The organism is Glycomyces sp. NPDC047010, assembly GCF_040644205.1.
Taxonomy (GTDB): Bacteria; Actinomycetota; Actinomycetes; order Mycobacteriales; family Micromonosporaceae; genus Glycomyces.
In genome coordinates this window covers 60206-79971 of record NZ_JBEYVY010000016.1, presented here as the reverse complement: position 1 = coordinate 79971, position 19766 = coordinate 60206, and the positions used below count along the sequence as shown (strand labels likewise).

The 19766-nt window shown below is 70.0% G+C and carries 21 protein-coding genes; 15 read left to right on the top strand and 6 right to left on the bottom strand.

Annotated elements, in window-relative coordinates:
• The 4 genes from AB0A65_RS25160 to AB0A65_RS25145 all read right to left on the bottom strand — a co-directional run bounded on the left by AB0A65_RS25160 (window position 1) and on the right by AB0A65_RS25145 (window position 3868).
• Window positions 1–711, bottom strand: coding sequence for an ABC transporter ATP-binding protein (locus tag AB0A65_RS25160; protein ID WP_359955116.1), 711 nt, complete (start codon window positions 709–711; stop codon window positions 1–3).
• A gap of 351 nt (window positions 712–1062) precedes the next feature.
• A complete protein-coding gene (locus AB0A65_RS25155) occupies window positions 1063–1740 on the bottom strand; it encodes a response regulator transcription factor (protein WP_359955083.1) in 678 nt (225 codons plus the stop codon).
• The gene (locus AB0A65_RS25150) at window positions 1737–2972 is read right to left on the bottom strand and encodes a sensor histidine kinase (protein WP_359955080.1); all 1236 of its coding nucleotides are present in this window, start codon (window positions 2970–2972) and stop codon (window positions 1737–1739) included. Before AB0A65_RS25150 ends, AB0A65_RS25155 begins: the two co-directional genes overlap by 4 nt.
• A 65-nt stretch (window positions 2973–3037) precedes the next feature.
• Complete coding sequence (locus AB0A65_RS25145; RefSeq protein ID WP_359955077.1) at window positions 3038–3868, bottom strand: RecB family exonuclease; 831 nt, start codon at window positions 3866–3868, stop codon at window positions 3038–3040.
• A 78-nt stretch (window positions 3869–3946) separates the two neighbouring features.
• Between AB0A65_RS25145 and AB0A65_RS25140 the strand changes: the two genes are divergently transcribed.
• From AB0A65_RS25140 to AB0A65_RS25130, 3 genes are all read left to right on the top strand, one after another.
• Window positions 3947–4690, top strand: a complete 744-nt coding sequence (locus AB0A65_RS25140; RefSeq protein WP_359955074.1) for a class I SAM-dependent methyltransferase — start codon at window positions 3947–3949, stop codon at window positions 4688–4690.
• Window positions 4691–4786: 96 nt separating this feature from the next.
• Window positions 4787–5890, top strand: a complete 1104-nt coding sequence (locus AB0A65_RS25135; protein WP_359955071.1) for a M50 family metallopeptidase — start codon at window positions 4787–4789, stop codon at window positions 5888–5890.
• Window positions 5891–5928: 38 nt separating this feature from the next.
• On the top strand, window positions 5929–6855 hold the full coding sequence (locus tag AB0A65_RS25130) for a tRNA (adenine-N1)-methyltransferase (protein WP_359955069.1): 927 nt from the start codon (window positions 5929–5931) through the stop codon (window positions 6853–6855).
• A 98-nt stretch (window positions 6856–6953) separates the two neighbouring features.
• On the opposite strand, the gene AB0A65_RS25125 is transcribed toward AB0A65_RS25130, so the two are convergent.
• On the bottom strand, window positions 6954–7241 hold the full coding sequence (locus AB0A65_RS25125; RefSeq protein ID WP_359955066.1) for a ferredoxin: 288 nt from the start codon (window positions 7239–7241) through the stop codon (window positions 6954–6956).
• A gap of 116 nt (window positions 7242–7357) precedes the next feature.
• On the opposite strand from AB0A65_RS25125, the gene arc reads away from it, so the two are divergent.
• From arc to AB0A65_RS25090, 7 genes are all read left to right on the top strand, one after another.
• Window positions 7358–9139, top strand: coding sequence for a proteasome ATPase (gene arc, locus AB0A65_RS25120; protein ID WP_359955063.1), 1782 nt, complete (start codon window positions 7358–7360; stop codon window positions 9137–9139).
• A 201-nt stretch (window positions 9140–9340) separates the two neighbouring features.
• Window positions 9341–10846: a depupylase/deamidase Dop gene (gene dop, locus AB0A65_RS25115; RefSeq protein WP_359955060.1), complete on the top strand. Its 1506-nt coding sequence runs from the start codon at window positions 9341–9343 to the stop codon at window positions 10844–10846.
• A 111-nt stretch (window positions 10847–10957) separates the two neighbouring features.
• Window positions 10958–11173 carry a ubiquitin-like protein Pup gene (locus AB0A65_RS25110; RefSeq protein WP_091028433.1) on the top strand — a complete coding sequence of 72 codons (216 nt, stop codon included), beginning with the start codon at window positions 10958–10960 and terminating at the stop codon, window positions 11171–11173.
• A 159-nt stretch (window positions 11174–11332) separates the two neighbouring features.
• The gene (gene prcB, locus AB0A65_RS25105) at window positions 11333–12127 is read left to right on the top strand and encodes a proteasome subunit beta (protein ID WP_359955056.1); all 795 of its coding nucleotides are present in this window, start codon (window positions 11333–11335) and stop codon (window positions 12125–12127) included.
• Window positions 12128–12142: 15 nt separating this feature from the next.
• Window positions 12143–12946 carry a proteasome subunit alpha gene (gene prcA, locus AB0A65_RS25100; protein WP_359955053.1) on the top strand — a complete coding sequence of 268 codons (804 nt, stop codon included), beginning with the start codon at window positions 12143–12145 and terminating at the stop codon, window positions 12944–12946.
• Between the two features lie 172 nt (window positions 12947–13118).
• Window positions 13119–14477, top strand: coding sequence for a Pup--protein ligase (pafA, locus tag AB0A65_RS25095; RefSeq protein WP_359955050.1), 1359 nt, complete (start codon window positions 13119–13121; stop codon window positions 14475–14477).
• 9 nt (window positions 14478–14486) lie between these two features.
• A complete protein-coding gene (locus tag AB0A65_RS25090) occupies window positions 14487–14732 on the top strand; it encodes a hypothetical protein (protein WP_359955119.1) in 246 nt (81 codons plus the stop codon).
• Window positions 14733–14811: 79 nt separating this feature from the next.
• Here the strand turns inward: AB0A65_RS25090 and AB0A65_RS25085 are convergent, their stop codons facing one another.
• Window positions 14812–15903, bottom strand: a complete 1092-nt coding sequence (locus AB0A65_RS25085; protein ID WP_359955047.1) for a DUF3866 family protein — start codon at window positions 15901–15903, stop codon at window positions 14812–14814.
• A gap of 121 nt (window positions 15904–16024) precedes the next feature.
• Between AB0A65_RS25085 and AB0A65_RS25080 the strand changes: the two genes are divergently transcribed.
• From AB0A65_RS25080 to tatC, 5 genes are all read left to right on the top strand, one after another.
• Window positions 16025–17005, top strand: a complete 981-nt coding sequence (locus AB0A65_RS25080; RefSeq protein ID WP_359955044.1) for a WYL domain-containing protein — start codon at window positions 16025–16027, stop codon at window positions 17003–17005.
• On the top strand, window positions 17002–17940 hold the full coding sequence (locus AB0A65_RS25075; RefSeq protein ID WP_359955041.1) for a WYL domain-containing protein: 939 nt from the start codon (window positions 17002–17004) through the stop codon (window positions 17938–17940). Before AB0A65_RS25080 ends, AB0A65_RS25075 begins: the two co-directional genes overlap by 4 nt.
• A gap of 30 nt (window positions 17941–17970) precedes the next feature.
• Window positions 17971–18180 carry a hypothetical protein gene (locus AB0A65_RS25070; RefSeq protein ID WP_359955038.1) on the top strand — a complete coding sequence of 70 codons (210 nt, stop codon included), beginning with the start codon at window positions 17971–17973 and terminating at the stop codon, window positions 18178–18180.
• A gap of 228 nt (window positions 18181–18408) precedes the next feature.
• On the top strand, window positions 18409–18687 hold the full coding sequence (gene tatA, locus AB0A65_RS25065; protein ID WP_359955035.1) for a Sec-independent protein translocase subunit TatA: 279 nt from the start codon (window positions 18409–18411) through the stop codon (window positions 18685–18687).
• 22 nt (window positions 18688–18709) lie between these two features.
• Window positions 18710–19687 (top strand): twin-arginine translocase subunit TatC, encoded by a 978-nt coding sequence (tatC, locus tag AB0A65_RS25060; RefSeq protein WP_359955033.1) that lies wholly within the window; start codon window positions 18710–18712, stop codon window positions 19685–19687.
• Window positions 19688–19766: the final 79 nt, after the last annotated feature.

Below are 19766 nucleotides of genomic sequence, written 5' to 3'. Positions count from 1 at the left end.
TCAGGCGGTCGCTTCCTGGGCGGCGGCGACGAGTTCCTCGAAGTGCTTCATCTTGTCGATGACCTTGTCGGCGGTCGGGTCGGCCATGTCCTCGACGATCTGGCCGTCCGCGAGGAACACCACGCGGTCGGCGTAGGCGGCGGCGCCGGGGTCGTGGGTGACCATGACGATCGTCTGACCGAAGTCGTCGACGCTGGTGCGGAGGAACCGCAGGACCTCGGCGCCCGAGCGGGTGTCGAGGTTCCCGGTGGGCTCGTCGGCGAACACGACGTCGGGCCGCGAGGCCAGCGCGCGGGCGCAGGCGACGCGCTGCTGCTGGCCGCCGGAGAGCTCGGTGGGCTTGTGCGACAGGCGGTCGGTCAGGTCGAGCGTGTGGATGATCTTCTTGATCCAGTCGGGGTCGGCCTTGGCGCCCGCGATGGCGGCGGGGAGCGTGATGTTCTCCTCGGCCGTGAGGGTCGGCAGCAGGTTGAACTGCTGGAAGATGAAGCCGATCTTGTCGCGGCGGAGCTTCGTGAGGGCCTTGTCGCTGAGGCCGGTGACGGGGGTGTCGCCGATGTGGACGGTGCCGCGGTCGGTGGTGTCGAGTCCGGCGAGGCAGTGCATGAGGGTGGACTTGCCGGACCCGGAGGGGCCCATAATGGCGGTGAAGGCGCCGGAGGCGAACTGGACCGAGACGTCGCGGAGGGCGACGACCTGGGCCTCGCCCATGCCGTACGCCTTCCAGACGCCTTCGGCCGATACGGCGGTGGTCTTGACGGGGGATGCGGTGGACACGACGCTCTCGCTTTCGGGTGAAGAAGTCGGGTTCCGAGGGATTCGGTGTGCTGGTTTCCTTCGCTCCGCGGGGCGGCGCCCCGGGAAGCCGTGGTGTTCGTGATGCGAACCGGTGACGTCGAAGCGCCGGTTTGTGACATCATACCTGATGTCAATCGGCATCGCGGTCCCCGTGATCACTTCCGACGATATGCGGTCCCCGGGCCGCCCGCATCCGCTTCGAGAACGGTCTTCGCCTACGTCCGCAGGCGGAGGGGGCGGCACCGGGGGAGGAGACGGGCCTGGTCAGTCGCCCGTGCCGGGCTTGACGAGGCCCGTCTCGTAGGCGAGGACGACGGCCTGGACGCGGTCGCGGACGCCGAGCTTGGTGAGCAGGTGGCCGACGTGCGTCTTGACGGTGGTCTCGCCGACGGTGAGGGAGTCGGCGATCTCGGCGTTGGTGAGGCCCTTCGCCAGGAGCATGAGGACCTCCTTCTCGCGGGCGGTGAGCGAGCCGAGGATCTTGGGGGAGCGGTCGTCGTCGGCGCCGCGGTGCTGCGCGAAGCGGCCCAGCAGCGTCGAGAGGATGTGCGGGGCGACGACGGCGCCGCCGCGGTGGACGGTGCGGATGGCCTCGACCAGGTCGGCGGCGGGCGCGTCCTTGGTGAGGAACCCGGCGGCCCCCGCCCGCAACGCGCCCACGACGTACTCGTCGAGGTCGAACGTGGTGAGCACCAGGACCCGCGTCGCCAGGTTCGCCTGCACGATGTCGGCGGTCGCCGCGACGCCGTCGCGGCGGGGCATGCGGATGTCCATGAGCACCACGTCCGGCACCAGCCTGCGGGTCAGCTCGAACGCCTCGACGCCGTCGCCGGCCTCCCCGACGATGTCGATGTCGGTCTCGGCTCCGAGCACCATCTTGAAGCCGGCGCGCAGCAGCTGCTGGTCGTCGGCCAGGAGGAGGCGGATCGGCCGGTCGCTCATGTGGTCACTCCCTGGAGGTGGGCGTTCTTGGGGAAGCGGGCCTCGACGAGGTACCCGCCGCCGGGCCGGGGCCCGACCTCAAGCGTGCCGCCGTACAGCGTGGCGCGCTCGCGCATCCCGATCAGGCCGTGGCCGCCCGAGAACCCGGCGGCGGCGGGCGCCCCGGTCCCGGAATCGCCCACGGAGATCCGGAACTCCTGGTCGCCGTAGTCGACGACGACGCCGGCCCTGGCCTGCGGCCCGGCGTGCTTGATCGTGTTCGTCAGGGCCTCCTGCGCGATCCGGTAGACCGCCAGGCTCACGCCCGTCGGCAGCGGGTACTCCTCGCCGCGGACGGTGTAGCGCACCGGCAGGCCGGCGTCCTTGGTCTGCGCCACCAGCGCCCGCAGCGAGTCCACTGTAGGCTGCGGTTCGAGGTCGGCGGGGTCGCTCTCGTCATGGCCGTTGCGCAGGACGGTGAGGATGTCGCGCATCTCGCGCAGCGCGGTGCGCGCGGTCTGGTTCACCGTGGTCAGGGCGTCCTCGGCCGCGTCGGGGTCGGTCCGCAGGACCCGCTTGGCGCCCTCCGACATCACGCCGATGACCGAGATGTGGTGCGCGACGACGTCGTGCAGCTCCCGGGCGATGCGCCGCTGCTCGTCCGCGACGGCCTGGGCCGCGAGGGCCTCCTGCCGCTCCTCGGCGAACCGGGCCCGGTCCGACAGCTCCTCGACCTTCTCGCGCCGGTTGCGCACGACCCACCCGATCCAGAACACCGTCGCGGCCATGACCAGGTTGACCATGACGAGGATCGTGGCGGTGACGTGGTCGATCTCGGCCCCCACGCCCGCGTAGATCACCGCCGCCACGGGGATCCAGATCGCGGCCGACGCGAGCAGCGCCGTCTTCGCGGGCCGCCACGCCGCCGCCGTGTACGTCAGCACGAAGAACCCGATGCCGCTGTCGGCGCCCATGACCTGCACGGGCTGCCAGAACACCGCGGCGAGCATGACCGCGATGCCGAGCACGACCCCGGCCCACAGGGCCCGGCGCCGCAGCGCGATGACCGTGAACGGCGCCAGGATGAGCAGCGACTGCGGCCATTCGAGCGTGAAGTCGGGGGAGAGCTGCGCCGTCGCGGCGAAGAACCCGGTGTAGCCCAGCCCGAGGACCACCGCCAGCAGGCAGTCGGCCATGAAGGGCCGCTCGTGGAGCCAGTAGCGGAAGCGGTGGAAGGCTGAGGCGGCGTGCACGCTCTATACCGTATCCGCCGGTCACTCCCGTTTCATCGAACGTGGGAATGATTCGCGGCTCCGCCTCAGGTAGGAGGCATCTCCAGTCCTGGAAGGACGGTGGTCAGCGGGTACGCCGGGGGCTCCCCGCCGAACTCCGGGCACAGCTTCTGGTGCGCGCACCAGCCGCACAGCTTCGACTTCTGCGGCCGGAACAGGCCCGTGGCGATCGCCTCCCGCATCGAGGCCCACAGGGCCTTCAGCGTGCGCTCGAACTGCTCCAGCTCCCGCTCGGTCGGCGAGTAGTCGAGCATCTGGCCGTCGCCGAGGTACATGAGCCGCAGCAGCGTCGGGACCTTCCCGCGGGTGCGCCACCACACCAGCGCGTAGAACTTCATCTGGAACAGCGCCTTGTCCGCGAACCGGTCCGGCGGGCGCTTCCCCGTCTTGTAGTCCACCAGGCGCACCAGCCCCGCCGGGTTCACGTCCGCCCGGTCGATGAACCCCTTCAGCTGCGTGCCGTCGTCCAGCGTCGTCGTCACCAGGCACTCCGTGCGGTGCGGCTGGAGGCGCTGCGGGTCCTCCATCGCGAAGTACGTCTCGACCAGGCCGCGCACCCCCCGCAGCCAGTCCGACTCGTCGCCGAGGTCGTCGAACAGCTCCGAGTACTCCTGGGACGCGTTCAGCCGCGTCCACTCCGGCTCGATGAGCGCCAGCGCCTCCTCCGGGGTGCGCCGGCCCGCCTCCAGCTCGTAGAGGCGCTCCAGCACCGCGTGGACGAGGGTGCCCTGCACCTGCGCCCGCGAGGACGGCTCGGGGAGGCGGTCCACCGCCCGGAACCGGTACAGCAGCGGGCACTGCTTGAAGTCCCCGGCGCGCGAAGGGGACAGCTGGGTCGGTCGGGTCGCAGACGACATCCCTTGAGCATAGGGCGGGGGACCGACACGCCTGCACGGCGCTGGACTTTTTAACATAACGAACGTACTGTTTAGGGCATGACGAACCAGCAGCAAGCGCGCTCCTTCGGCCAGGCCGCCGACCTCTACGACGCCGCCCGCCCCCAGTACCCGGCCGAGGCCCTCGCCTGGCTCGCCGGGGACGCCCCCGCCGACGTCCTCGACGTCGGCGCCGGGACCGGGCTCCTCACCCGCGGCCTCATCGCCCTCGGCCACCGCGTCACCGCCGTCGACCCCGACGAGCAGATGCTCGCCAAGCTCACCGCCGCCACCACCGGCCTTGTCGCCGCCCGCACCGGCGCCGCCGAAGCACTCCCGCTCCCCGACGCGAGCGCCGACGTCATCACCGCCGGACAGGCGTTCCACTGGTTCGACCGCCCCAAGGCCCTCCCCGAACTGCGCCGCGTCCTGCGCCCCGAAGGCGTCCTCGCCCCGATCTGGAACCTCCGCGACGAGTCCGTCGACTGGGTCGAGCGCCTCACCGAGATCGTCGGCTCCTCCAAGGGCGAGCAGATGGCCACCGGCGCCGCCGAGCCGGGCTACTTCGGCCCCGACTTCGGCGAGCCCGAGGTCCGCGTCTTCCGCCACGAGAAGCCCCTCGACCGCGACGCGCTCGTGCGCCTCGTCCAGTCCCGCTCCTACTACCTCACCGCCGACGACGCCCGCCGCCGCGAACTCGTCGCCGCCGTCGAGGACCTCGCCGCCACCCACCCCGACCTCGCCGGACGCGAGACCTTCGCGATGCCCTATCGGACCCACGCCTTCCGCGTCAGGCCCGCCTGACCGCACCGGAACCCCCCGGACCGCGCCCGGACCTCCGCGCCGGTGCACGGTCATGGCTCGCGAGCTCCGCCGAGGATGCGCGTAGCATTGCCGCCGATGTCGACCAACGTCCTGGCCTTCCGCCGCTCCGGTTTCACGCTCGTCCGCGTCAAGGGCATCCCCGTCACGCTCGGGTACACGTGGCTGATCCTCGCCGCGATGGTCGTCGCCGTATACGCGCCGATCGTCCAGCGCTCGGTCCCCGGCATCGGCGCGGGCGCCTCGCTCGCGGTCGCGGCCCTGTTCGCGCTGACCCTGCTCCTGTCGGTGTTCCTGCACGAGCTCGGGCACGCGCTGGTGAGCCTGCGCGCCGGGATCGGCGTGCGCCAGATCAACCTCGACGCCCTCGGCGGCTTCACCGAGATGGACCGCGAGGCCCCCAGGCCCGGGACGGCCGCCGCCATCGCGCTGGCGGGCCCGGCGGTCTCGCTGCTGCTCGGCCTCGCCGGGCTCGCGGGCGTGGCGGTCATCGACGTGGGGACGCTGGGCTGGCAGCTGAGCTTCCAGGTGTGCGTCGCGAACCTCCTCGTGGCCGCCTACAACCTGCTCCCGGGCCTGCCCCTGGACGGCGGCAAGGCGCTCCAGGCGGGCATCTGGGCCGCCACGGGCGACCGGTGGAGCGGCTACCGGGTCGCCGGGTGGGCCGGGCGCGTCGTCGCCGTCGGCACCGTCGGCGCGGGCCTGTGGCTGTTCTCCAACCGCATGTTCTCCTGGATCGGCCTGATCCTGCTGCTCATGGTCGCGTTCGAGCTGTGGCGCGGGGCGACCGGCGCGATCCGCGCCGCCCGCATGGGCCCGCGCGTCAAGGCCCTCGACGCGTCCCTGCTGGCCCGCCCGGTCGTCGTCGTGAGCGCCTCGGCGACCCTCGGCGAGGCCCTGGCCGCGGCGGGGGACAAGGAGGTCGTGGCCGTCGACGGGCGCCCGGTGGGCGTGCTCGACCGCGCCAGCGCCGAGGCCGTCCCGCCCGACCAGGTCGCCGCGATGCCCCTGGACGGGCTCCTGCGCTCGGCCCGGCAGATCCCCGGGCTCGGCGCCGAACTGCGGGGCCAGGCGCTCGTGGACGCGATCGGGAAGAGCGGCGCTGACCGGTTCTTCGTGGTCGATGAGGGGCGCCTGACAGGGCTGCTCTACACCGCCGACGTGGTGAAAGCCCTCCGTTAAGATGCTTCGGACCTGAACCGAAGGAGACACGAGGCAAAGTGGCATCTGACCTGCTGGCGCCGGGCGACCGCGTCCAACTGACCGACGCGAAGAACCGGAAGGCCACGATCACCCTCGCCGAGGGCGGCGCCTTCCACACCCACCGGGGCAGGCTGTTCCACGACGACCTCATCGGCAGGCCCGACGGCGTCACGGTCACCACCGAGGGCGGCACCGCCTACCTGGCGCTGCGCCCGCTGCTGCCGGACTACGGCCTGTCGATGCGCCGCGGCGCCCAGGTCATCTACCCCAAGGACATCGCGCAGATCCTCACGTTCGGCGACATCTACCCGGGCGCGCGCGTGGTCGAGGCCGGCGCGGGCTCCGGGGCGCTCACGAACTGGCTGCTGCGGGCCGTGGGCCCGACCGGGCGCGTGTTCTCGTGGGAGCTGCGCGAGGACTTCGCGAAGATCGCGCAGGAGAACGTCGCGGGCTACTACGGCGAGCTGCCCGAGCAGTGGACGCTGACGGTGGGGGACGTGGCCGAGGCCGACCTCGAACCGGTCGACCGGGTCGTGCTCGACATGCTCTCCCCGTGGGAGGTACTGGACACTGTAGAGCGAATCCTGCGGCCCGGCGGTGTCTTCATCGGATACGTCGCGACCACCACGCAGATGTCGGAACTGGTCGAGGCCCTGCGCGAGCGCAAGACCTTCACCGAGCCCGAGGCGTGGGAGTCGATGATCCGCGGCTGGCACCTGGAGGGCCTCGCGGTCCGCCCGGACCACCGCATGATCGCCCACACCGCGTTCCTCATCACCGCGCGCAAACTCGCGCCCGGGACGGTGGCCCCGGCGCGGAAGCTGAAGCCCTCGAAGGGCCAGCAGGCGCTGCGGGAGCGGAACGCGCGGATCGCCGCCGAAGCGGGGGAGAAGGCGGAGTCGAAGGCCGGCGCGGACGCCGCCGAAGAGGTCACGGAATCGTAACAATCTGCGATTTTCGAGAGTCGGATTCACGACTTCCCAAGTGCTGAAACAAGATAGCGCGGCCTCGCATTCGCGGGGCCGCGCTTCCGTCTTCGGTCCTAGTCGTCGGCGCCGGGCCCGGCGACCGGTTCCTTGCTCGCGCGGTCGCGGACGTAGATGCACTCGCCGGGGCAGTCGTGCGCGGCGTTCACAATGTCCAGTCGCAGGCGCTCGGGCACGTTGACTTGCGAACCCGCCGTAGTCAACAGCTCGCCCTGAGTGTCCTTCACGTACGCGAGACCATCGATGTCGAACTCGAACACGTCAGGGGCGTACTGCACGCAGAGCCCGTCCCCGGTGCACGCGTCCTGGTCGATCGAGACTTCGAGTTCACGTTCCACAGCCATGGCCCCCACATTAAATCGCATCGAGAATGTAGCGCAATGTCGGTGGCGAGCCTTACTATTGGCCTCCCCAGCCAGCTACGGTTGGAGTAGCAACACTCTCCTGGGAGGTGTGACCCGTGGCACGAAGCAACGATGACCGTCGACAGAACCTGGGCCAGGGCTCAGAGCGCGACGAACTGTCAGGACAGGTCGAAGAGCTCCAGGAAGAACTGGCCGCGGCGCGGCGCCGTCTCACCGAAACGCCCCGACACATGCACATCCTGGAGGAGCGGCTCGCCGCCGCCCAATCCCAGATCGACCGCCTGTCGGAGCAGAACGAGCGGCTCGTGTCGACCTTGAAAGAGGCCCGCGAGCAGATCGTCTCGCTGAAAGAGGAGATCGACCGGCTCGCCCAGCCGCCGTCGGGGTACGGCGTGTTCCTGGGCGCGCGCGAGGACGGCACCGTAGACGTCTTCACCTCCGGCCGCAAGTTCCGGGTGTCGCTCGCCCCCTCGATCGACCCCGAGGAGCTGGAGCGCGGCCAGGAGGTCCTCCTCAACGACGCCATGAACGTGGTCGAGGTCCTCGACTACGAGCGCATCGGCGAAGTGGTCACGCTCAAGGAGCTCATCGAGGTCCCCGGTGGCGGCCCGCCCGACCGGGCCCTGGTCACCAGCCACGCGGACGAGGAGCGGGTCGTGCTGCTCTCCGACGCGCTCATCAACGGGCCGCTGCGCGCCGGCGACTCCGTGATGATCGAGCCGCGCGCGGGCTACGCGTACGAGCGCATCCAGAAGAGCGAGGTCGAAGAACTCGTCCTCGAAGAGGTCCCCGACGTCGACTACTACGACATCGGCGGCCTCGACGGGCAGATCGAGATGATCCGCGACGCCGTGGAGCTCCCGTTCCTGCACGCCGACCTCTTCCGCGAGCACGAGCTGCGCCCGCCGAAGGGCATCCTGCTCTACGGCCCTCCCGGCTGCGGCAAGACGCTCATCGCCAAGGCCGTCGCCAACTCGCTGGCGAAGAAGGTCGCCGAGATGCGGGGAGAGGAAGCCTCCGGGCGCTCCTACTTCCTCAACATCAAGGGCCCCGAGCTGCTGAACAAGTACGTCGGCGAGACCGAGCGGCACATCCGCCTGGTCTTCCAGCGGGCCCGCGAGAAGGCCAGCGAGGGCATGCCGGTCATCGTGTTCTTCGACGAGATGGACTCGATCTTCCGCACCCGCGGCTCGGGCGTGTCCTCCGACGTGGAGAACACGATCGTCCCCCAGCTGCTCTCGGAGATCGACGGCGTCGAGGGCCTGGAGAACGTCATCGTCATCGGCGCCTCCAACCGCGAGGACATGATCGACCCGGCGATCCTGCGGCCCGGCCGCCTGGACGTCAAGATCAAGATCGAGCGGCCCGACGCCGAGTCCGCGAAGGACATCTTCTCGAAGTACATCACCACGTCCCTGCCGCTGCACGACGACGACCTGCGCGAGCACGACAAGGACCGCGACGCCACCGTCAACTCGATGATCCAGGCGGTCGTCGAGCGCATGTACTCCGAGGTCGACGAGAACCGCTTCCTCGAAGTGACCTACGCCGACGGCGACAAGGAGGTCCTGTACTTCAAGGACTTCAACTCCGGCGCCATGATCGAGAACATCGTGGCCCGCGCCAAGAAGATGGCCATCAAGGACTTCCTCACCAACCAGTCCAGGGGCATCCGCCTCACGCACCTCATCGACTCCACAGTCGACGAGTTCCGCGAGAACGAGGACCTGCCGAACACCACCAACCCGGACGACTGGGCCCGCATCTCCGGCAAGAAGGGCGAGCGGATCGTCTACATCCGCACGCTCGTCTCCGGCAAGGGCGCGGACTCCGGCCGCAGCATCGACACCGTGTCGAACACCGGTCAGTACCTCTAATAGCTGATCAGGAGGGATCGGTCGGCGGATTCGTCCGCCGGCCGATCCCTCCTGCGCTCGGCGTGTCGCACGCCCGCATCGGGGTAACCGGCGCCCATGAAGCCGCAGCCATTGAACAACGTGCGCATCGAGTCCGCGGAAATCCAGTCGACCGCACTCCGAGGGGGCGCGAACGGCCCCGGACGGACTAGGCTCGAAGGCATGACCGTTCGCCGCATCATGGGCACCGAGATCGAATACGGGATCTCCGTGCCGGGCCAGCCGGGGGCCAACCCGATGGTGACCTCCTCGCAGATCGTCAACGCCTACGCCGCCCGCCCCGAACTGTCCAAGGGCGGCCGCGCCAGGTGGGACTACGAGGAGGAGACCCCTCTGCGCGACGCCCGCGGCTTCACGTACACCGGGGCCCTCTACGACCCCGCCGAGAACCTCGCCGACGAGGACTCCGGGCTCGCCAACGTCATCCTCACCAACGGCGCCCGCCTCTACGTCGACCACGCGCACCCCGAGTACTCCACGCCCGAGGTCACCAACCCCCGCGAGATCGTGCTGTTCGACAAGGCCGGCGAGATGACCATGGCCGAGGCCGCCCTCCGGGCCGCCCACACGCCCGGCATCGGCCCGATCAACCTGTACAAGAACAACACCGACAACAAGGGCGCCTCCTACGGCGCGCACGAGAACTACCTCATGTCGCGCCAGACCCCCTTCGCCGACATCGTCGCCCACTTCACCCCGTTCCTGGTCACCCGCCAGATCTACGCGGGCGCCGGGCGCATCGGCATCGGCCAGGACGCCTCCGAGCACCGCTACCAGATCTCCCAGCGCGCCGACTTCTTCGAGGTCGAAGTGGGCCTGGAGACGACCCTGAAGCGCCCCATCATCAACACCCGCGACGAGCCGCATGCCGACGCCGAGCGGTACCGCCGCCTCCACGTCATCATCGGCGACGCCAACCTCGCCGAGCACTCCACGTTCCTCAAGGTCGGCACCGCCTCGATCGTTCTCGCCATGATCGAGTCCGGCGCCTTCGACGGCTCCCTCGGCATCGCCGAGCCCGTCGCCGAGCTCCGCGCGGTCTCCCACGACCCCACGCTCACCCACAAGATCGAGCTGCGCAACGGCAAGCGGCTCACCGCCATTGAACTCCAGATGTCCATCCTGGAGCAGGCCGAGGCGTACTGCGGCGCCGACGCCGACCCCGCCACCCGCGAGGTCCTCGACCTGTGGGCGTACGTCCTCGACGCGCTGGCCCGCGACCCCATGGAGCTGGCCGACATGCTCGACTGGCCCGCGAAGCTCTCCCTGCTCGACCGCTACCGCGAGCGCGAGAACCTCGACTGGGGCGCCGCGAAGCTCCACGCCATCGACCTCCAGTACCACGACGTGCGCCCCGAGAAGGGCCTCTACCACCGGCTGGTGGCCCGCGGCAAGATGAAGCGCCTGCTCACCGACACCGAGATCATCAACGCGATGACCGAGCCGCCGGCCGACACCCGCGCGTTCTTCCGCGGCAGGTGCCTCTCGCGGTACCCCTCCGAGGTCGTCGCCGCCTCGTGGGACTCCGTCATCTTCGACGTCGGCGCCGACTCGCTCGTGCGAGTGCCCATGATGGAGCCCGAGAAGGGCACCAAAGCCCATGTGGGAGAGCTGTTCGAGCGCTGCGAGGCCGCGAAGGACCTCCTCGACGTCATCACCGCCGACTAACCGACACCGCGCGGCCGCGGGAATATTACAGAGAGGTACAGCGTCGTATCTGGCGTGCTGTCGTACTCTCGCGGTACGGTTTATGCACCGTCGAGGTAGAAGGGAACAGCTATGGCAGCGAAGGACTCCGGCGGGCAGTCGCAGTCGCAGCGGTCACGGCAGGAAGCAGACGCCGAGACCACCGAGGCCGCTGTTGACCCCGAGATCGCCGAACGCCACGAAGCGATCACCGAAGAAGTCGACGACCTGCTCGACGAGATCGACGAGGTCCTGGAGACCAACTCCGAGGAGTTCGTGCGCTCGTTCGTGCAGAAGGGCGGCCAGTAGCCGCACCTGCGGGCGACAGGGCTCGGTGTGACGCACAGGCGCACCGGGACCCTGGCACCGTTCAGTCGGAATCTCGGCCGAGCGTCGAAAAGAATAGAGAATCAGGGAGGTCATGTCGTGACAGGTCAAGGATTCCCAGGCAAACTGCCCAACGCGTATATGACGGCTGGAACCTCCTCCTTCTCGGAGTTCCTCATGCAGACGGCGCCGGAGATGCTGCCGGGGCGCAGGCCCCTGCCCCCCGGCGACTTCGCCGAGATGAGCGCCCACGCCACCACGATCGTGGCGCTCAAGACCGCCGAAGGCGTCGTCATGGCGGGCGACCGGCGGGCCACGTCCGGCAACTACATCGCCAGCCGCGACATCGAGAAGGTCTTCCCCGCGGACGGCTACTCGCTCATCGGCATGGCCGGCACGGCCGGGCTCGGCATCGAGCTCATCAAGCTCTACCAGGTCGAACTCGAACACTACGAGAAGCTCGAAGGCGCACCGCTCACCTTGAACGGCAAGGCGAACCGCCTCGCCTCCATGCTGCGCGGCAACCTCGCCATGGCCATGCAGGGCCTCGCCGTCGTCCCCCTGTTCGCAGGGTTCGACAACGACGCGGCCTCCGTCGCCGAGGCCGGGAGGATCTACAGCTTCGACGTCATCGGCGGCGTCTACGCCGAACGCGACTACGACTCGATCGGCTCCGGCTCGATCTTCGCCAAGGGCTCGCTGAAGAAGCGCTACCGGCGCGGCCTCAGCACCGAGGACGCCGTCAAGGCCGCCGTCGAGGCGCTCTTCGACGCCGCGGACGACGACTCCGCCACCGGCGGACCCGACCCGATCCGCGACCTCTACCCCGTGGTCATGACCGCGACCGCCGAGGGCTCCAAGCGCATCGACGACGCCGTCGTCGCCGACCTCGCCCGCGCCGTCATCGCGGCCCGCACCGAGAACCCCTACGGATAAGGAGAGGAGCCTGCCATGGCCATGCAGTTCTACACCAGTCCCGAGCAGATCATGCGGGACCGGGCCGAGTTCGCCCGCAAGAACATCTCCCGCGGCCGCAACGTCGTGGTCCTCTCGTGCGCCGACGGGGTCCTCCTGGTCGCCGAGAACGTCTCCTCGGCGCTCCACAAGGTCTACGAGCTGTACGACCGCATCGGCTTCGCCGCCGTCGGCAAGTACAACGAGTTCGAGAACCTCCGCACCGCCGGGGTGAGGATGGCCGACCTGCGCGGCTACTCCTACGACCGGCGCGACGTCACCGCCGCCAGCCTCGCCAAGGCCTACGCGCAGACGCTCGGCGCGATCTTCTCGGAGCAGACCAAGCCCTTCGAGGTCGAGATCTGCGTCGCCGGCGTCGGGGCCGCACCCGAGGCCGACGAGCTCTACCGGCTCACCTTCGACGGCTCGATCAACGACGAGCCCGGCTACCTCGCCATGGGCGGCGCCGCCGAGCAGCTCGTCGAGGTCCTCTCCGAAGGCCACGACGCGGACGCCCCGCTCGCCGACGCGTTCGCGCTGGCCCTGCGGGCGCTCTCCTCGGACGGCGGCAACGGCACCCGCCGCGAGCTGACGACCGACGTCCTCGAAGTGGCCGTCCTCGAACGCGCCCGCCCCGGCCGCGCCTTCCGGCGCATCGAGGGCCTCGCCCTCGACGCGCTCATGCCGCGCGCCGAGGAGGAGCCGGACGAGGTCGACCCCGACGAGGTCATCGGGGACGACGAGCCCGAGGCCGACGCGGACACGCCCGACAAGGGCGCGAGGCCCGAGCCGAGCGAATAGCAACGGCCCGAGCCGCATTCACGGAAAACGAAACTCCCGCACGCAAGTGGACGGTCGCGGGGGCGGCAGCGCCCCCGCGACCCCGCCAACACCGTCAACACGCCCGTCGCGGAGCGAAACCGTTCGACCGCGAGGGGTGTTCTCCTCATAAGAATCGGGGTAGGGTTTCGACATGGACAGGCGCATTTTCGGACTGGAGACCGAATACGGGGTCACTTGCACCTTCAGGGGACAGCGCCGCCTGTCTCCGGACGAAGTGGCCCGATACCTCTTCAGGCGAGTGGTCTCCTGGGGCCGCTCCTCCAACGTGTTCCTCCGCAACGGCGCCCGCCTCTACCTCGACGTGGGCTCCCACCCCGAGTACGCCACCCCCGAGTGCGACTCCGTCGAGGACCTGGTCAAGCACGACCGGGCCGGCGAGCGGATTCTTGAGGGCCTGATGATCGACGCGGAGAAGCGCCTCCACGACGAGGGCATCGCCGGGGACATCTACCTGTTCAAGAACAACACCGACTCCGCCGGGAACTCCTACGGCTGCCACGAGAACTACCTCGTCAGCCGCCACGGCGAGTTCGGGCGCCTCGCCGAGGTCCTCATCCCGTTCCTCGTCACCCGCCAGCTCATCTGCGGCGCGGGCAAGGTCCTCCAGACCCCGCGCGGCGCGCGCTTCTGCCTGTCGCAGCGCGCCGAGCACATCTGGGAGGGCGTCTCCTCCGCGACGACCCGCTCCCGTCCGATCATCAACACCCGCGACGAGCCGCACGCCGACGCCGAGCGGTACCGCCGCCTCCACGTCATCGTCGGCGACTCCAACATCAACGAGATCACCACGCTGCTCAAGATCGGCTCCGCCGACCTGGTGCTGCGGATGATCGAGACCGGCGTGACGATGCGCGACCTCACCTTGGAGAACCCGATCCGGGCCATCCGCGAGATCAGCCACGACACGACCGGGAAGCGCCTGGTGCGCTTGGCGAGCGGCCGCGAGGCGTCCGCACTGGACATCCAGCGCGAGTACCTTGAGAAGGCCATGGACTTCGTCGACCAGCGCGGCGCGGACGCGACGACCAAGCGCGTCATCGAGCTGTGGGGCCGCGTCCTCCAGGCCGTCGAGGACGGCAACCTCGACACGATCTCGCGCGAGATCGACTGGGTCGCCAAGTACAAGCTCATCGAGCGGTACCGCGAGAAGCGCGGCCTGCCGCTGTCGAGCCCGCGCGTCGCCCAGCTCGACCTCGCGTACCACGACATCCGGCGCGGGCGCGGCCTGCACCACCTGATGGAGAAGCGCGGCGAGGCCGAGCGGATCACCCAGGACGTCGAGGTGTTCGAGGCCAAGGAGGTGCCGCCGCAGACCACGCGTGCACGCCTGCGCGGCGAGTTCATCCGCAAGGCGCAGGAGAAGCGCCGCGACTTCACCGTCGATTGGGTCCACCTGAAGCTCAACGACCAGGCGCAGCGCACCGTCCTGTGCAAGGACCCGTTCCGCTCGCGGGACGAGCGCGTGGACAAGCTCATCGCCAGCATGTGAGCATGGGGCATGTCCTCCGAGACCCCTGAGACCGACACGGCCGCCGAGCGGCGGCCCGACGAGCGCGAGCAGGCCGGCCGGTCCGGCCTGCTCTCCTCGCTCGACCCGATGGCCGCCTACGAGCGGCGCACCACCCGCATCCGCGAGGAGATCGCCCGCAACCGCCGCGGCGACTACACGGTCCCGACCTGGGTCCTGTCCCTCGCGCTGGCCGGCGTCGTCGGCATCTGGATCCTCGTGCTGTTCGTGCTTTAGCGGGCACGCCGCATCGCTGGCGGGCGCCAGCGCCCCCCGGCTTCGAAGATAGTCCGGGGTTCCTGAAGGGGAGCTGAAGTCAGTCGCGGCGCTTGGCGAGGTGGGCCGCGTGGCGGCCTGCGGCGGCTTCTGCGACGAAGTAGACGCGGTCCTTGTCGAGGCCGCGGCCCATCGTGGAGAGCTTGACCGGGAGGGACTCCATGGCCTCGACGAGGCCGGAGCAGTCGATCTCGATCTGGCGGTGGCGCTCGGGGAGCGCGGCGAGCTGGGCGCGGATCTTCGGTTCGAGGTCCGCGGGGAGCTCGTCGGGGACCGGGACGTCCGCCGATGCCAGGGCGACCCGCCCGTAGGCGGTCATCGAGTGGTGCGAGACGCCGCGGTGGCGCTCGCGGGCGTCGCCCTCGGAGATCCGCAGCGACGCGACCGGCCGCCCGCCGAGGACTGCCGCCGCGTTCACGGCCTCGCCCGCCGCGGTGCCGGAGAAGCCCCAGACCGTGCCCGTGCCGAGGTTCCCCGGGCCCTGGGCGACGATCGCGATGTCGGCGCCGCCGACCACGCGGGCCGCGATGAGCGCGTTGTGGATGTTCGTGGCCTCAAGGTCGCCGCCGAAGCACTGGCCCGCGGTCACGACCGTGCAGATCCGGTCCGAGAGCTGGTCGAGCTGGCGCGAGAACCACGCCGGGAGCGCCCCGCCGTCGGTCATCACATAGGCGACCTTCGCGCCGGGCGCGGTCGCGTGGATGCCCGCGAGGACCGGCGCCAGCGCCGAGTGCAGGTCCGCGACGACCACCGGCATGCCGCCGAGGTCGTCGCACGCCTCCACCGCAGCGCGGTGCGGCGAGTCGTCCTCGTCCACCGCCAGGCGCATCGCCTGCATGGGCGTGTAGCGGGCCTTGACGATGTGGCCGGGGACGTCCACGTCCGCGGGGAGCCGCTCGGGGACGGCGATGACCAGCGCGTACCCGCCGGTGCCGAGGCCCTTGGCGATGGCGTTGCAGTTGAGGAGGACCCGGTCGCCGACCTCGGGGACGCCGACGAGGCCGTCGTAGGCCAGGCCCCGGCACGAGAACGCGTCCTCGCCCTCGCGGGCCTCGACGTCGACCTCCAGCTCGGTGCAGCCGCGCCAGCCGCCGCGCACGCCGGTGACGGTCCCGTATCGCCATCTGATCACGCCCGGACACTATCAAGGAGGCACAGGCAAAGGAGGCGCGGAGCCCAAGGGCCCGTGCGCTGCGGCCCCGCAGGGCCGGGCGTGATGGCGGCCCGGAAGGGCGCTGGCATAGGCTGGGCGGGTGTCCAACGATCGCACTGAACGACTGGTGAACCTGGTGCTCTGCCTGCTGTCCTCGCGACGCTTCCAGACCGCCGGCAGGATCGCCCGGACCGTGCCCGGATACGAGCACGACTCCGAGGACAAGAAGGCGCACGAGGCGTTCCAGCGCAAGTTCGAGCGCGACAAGGCCGAGCTGCGCCGCATCGGCATCCCCCTCCAGTCCGGCAACGACTTCCTCGCCGACGGCGAGCCCGGCTACCGGATCGCGCGCTCGGACTTCGAGCTGCCGCAGATCGAGTTCACCGACGCCGAGGCCGCCGCCGTCGCGGCCGCCGCGCGCCTGTGGCAGCAGCCCGAGCTCCAGTCCGGGAGCGCCGAGGCCCTCCTGAAGCTCCGCGCCGCCGGGATCGACGTGGAGTCGCACGCCGCGACCGCCACCGTCAAGTCCCTGCCCGGCGCCGAGGCGGCGCTGTCGCCGTTCTTCGAGGCCATCGCCGTGCGCCGCGCCGTCGTCTTCGACTACCTCGGCTCGCGCGACGGGTCCGCGCAGCAGCGCCGCATCCAGCCCTGGGGCTGCGCGGCCTGGCGCGGGCGCTGGTACGTCGCCGGGCTCGACCTCGACCGGGACGCGCAGCGGTGCTTCCGGCTCTCGCGCATCAGCGGGAAGGTCCGGCTCACCGGACCCGAGGGCGCGTACGCGATCCCCGAAGATGTCGACGTGCTCGCGTTCGCCTCCGAGTCCGAGTCGCGGCTCATGCCGGTCCGCGCCACGGTCATGGTCCGGCCCAAGCGGGCGTGGGGCGTGCGCCGCCGCGCCGACCAGATCGGGCCGCGCACCGCCGAGGGCGACCAGGTGTGCTTCTCGTACACCGAGACCGCGCCGACCGCCGCGTGGCTGGCGTCGTTCGGCCCCGACGTGCTCGTGGTCGACCCGCCCGAACTGGTCAAGGAGACCGTCGCGTGCCTTCAGGCGCTCGCGGCAGAGGAAGGGGACGAATGATGGTGACCAACCGCCTGGCCCGGCTGCTCAACCTCGTCCCGTACCTGGTGTCGCGCCCCGAAGGGGTGCCGATGTCCGAGATCGCCGCGGACTTCGGCGTGGACGTCGAGCAGGTCCAGGCCGACCTGACGATGCTGTGGATGTGCGGCCTGCCCGGGTACGGCCCCGGCGACCTCATCGACATCGCGTTCGACGCCGACGCCGTCAGGGTCCTGTTCGCGGCCGGGATGGACCGGCCCGTGCGCCTCGCCGCCCACGAGGCCCTCGCGCTGTCCGTGGCTCTGCGGGTCCTGGCCGACACGCCCGGCGTGGGCGACCGCGCCGCCATCGCCTCCGCGCTCGACAAGCTCGCCGCCGCCGCGGGGGAGGCGCCGGCCGACGTCACCGTCCGCGACACCGTCACCGACCCGACCGCCGAGAAGTACGCCGCGCTCGTCGCCTCCGGGCACGCCGCGCGCATCACCTACTACTCCGCGCACCGCGACACCACCTCCGAGCGCGTCGTCGACCCGATCGAGATCGTCGTCGCCGAAGGCCACGCCTACCTGCGGGCCTGGTGCCGCACCGCGGGGGAGATCCGCCAGTTCCGCATCGACCGGATCGACGCGTGCACCGAGCTCGACGAGCCCTCGGAGCCGCTGCGCCTGACCAACCAGCCCGCGCCCACCGCGTTCCTCGCCTCCGAGCTGCCGCGCATCGAACTGCTGCTCGGGGCCGGTGCGAAGGGCGTCTCCGACTCCTACCCGTGCGAGGAGGTCGCCGGGGAGCCCGACGGGCGCCGCCGCGTCGTCATGCGCGTGCGCGACCTCGACTGGGCCCGCCGCTTCGTCCTCGGCCTCGGCGGCGAGGCGGAAGTGGTCGCCCCCGCCGAGCTGCGCGACGCGGTCCGCCAGACCGCGGCCTTCGCGCTGGCCCGCTACGCCCCGGCCGCCTGAGCCGGGCCCGCGTCGGCTTAGAATGTCCCGATGATCTGGGCGATATCGGTCGTGCTGGCACTCGCCGGACTCGTGCTCCTCGCCGTCGCGGCGTGGCGCCTCCTCGGCGGCCTCAACCGACTCAAATCCGGCCTCGACCGCGCTCAAGAACGCGCCGGCCAGGTACAGGACCTGCAAGAACGCTTGAACGAGACCATGGCGGAAGTGCAGCGCACGACCGCCGCGCTGCCCGAGAAATGACACGGCCCGGTCGCACTCGCCACATTCTGATAAAGATCAGCGATCCCGAAGGCCCCAGTGTTGACGGAAGTGTCAAACGTCGGTCATGCTTGTCCGGCTCGACGATGTCGTAGCCGCGCCTACCAACGGTGACCACGGGGTGAACCCGGTCTCAGGCTCCGTGGCGGCAGCCTCCACCGAGGCATACGATGGTAAACGTCACCGACATATATCCGGAGGGACCGAACAATGGGTGCACTGAAGCCCTGGCACATCATCATTCTCGTCGTTGTCATCCTGCTGGTGTTCGGCTCCCGGAAGCTCCCGGACATGGCCCGCGGTCTGGGTCGCTCCATGCGCATCCTCAAGTCCGAGACCGAGGCCATGAAGAAGGACGGGAACAACCCGGAAGAGGACGGCGACACCCGCGCCGAGCCCAAGCACACGCGTGAGCCGCTGGAGCCGCCGCAGCCGGTCAACGAGACCGTGATCGACGGCGAGTCGGTCGACCGCAAGCAGACGCGCTAGCCCGGGAACGGCCGTTACGAACATGACGGACGACCCGCCGCGGCGCAGAGGCAGACGCCAGACCAAGTTCCAGCGCGCCGCCGACGGCTCCATGACCCTCATGGAGCACCTGATGGACCTGCGGTCGCGCCTGATGATCGCGGTCCTGGTCATCCTGGTCGGCACTGCGCTGGGCCTGATCTTCTCGAAGCACGCCATCGAGTTCCTCGCCCAGCCGTACTGCAACACCTCGGGCGCGAACGTCGAGTCCGGCGAGGAAGTGCTCTGCAACTTCACGCTGAACTCGCCGGTCTCCCACATCGCCCTGTACCTCAAGGTGTCCCTGTACATGGGCCTGGTGGCGACCTCCCCGATCTGGCTCTACCAGCTCTGGGCGTTCATCGCCCCCGGACTGCACCGCAACGAGCGCCGGTACGCGTACACCTTCATCGGTGTCGCGGCGCCGCTGTTCCTCGGCGGCGCGCTCCTCGCCTACTTCGTGGTCAGCCACGGCATCCAGTTCATCATGGTGCTCCAAGAGGGCACCGGGTTCACGATCGCGCTGAACCTAGAGGAGTACATCAACTTCTACCTCACGGTGATGGTGGTCTTCGGGGTCGGCTTCGAGTTCCCGCTGATCCTGTTGATGCTCAACGTGATGGGCCTGGTGTCGGCGAAGCGGATGCGCGGTTGGTGGCGCATCGTGGTCGTGGTGAGCTTCATCTTCACCGCGATCTTCACGCCCACGCCAGACCCGTTCGGCATGACCGCGCTGGCGATCTGCATGCTCTTCCTCTACGGGATCGCCCTGTTCGTCGCGCACCTCAACGACAAGCGCAAGGGCATCACCGAGGACGAGGAGCTCGACGACGACGAGGCCGGCGACATCGGCTCCTCGGGCGGCGTCGACGATGCGACCTCGATCCACGCGGGCGGTCTGGACGACGAGGACTACCCGGCCGACAACGAGCGCCGCAACCGCTTCGGACGGCGCGTCGACGGCTACGACGACATCACCTGAGTCCGGTTGGGACGCAGGTAGAACGAGCGTAGAGAAGGGCCCCGGGGTTTCCCCCGGGGCCCTTCCGTCGTTCCTGAGG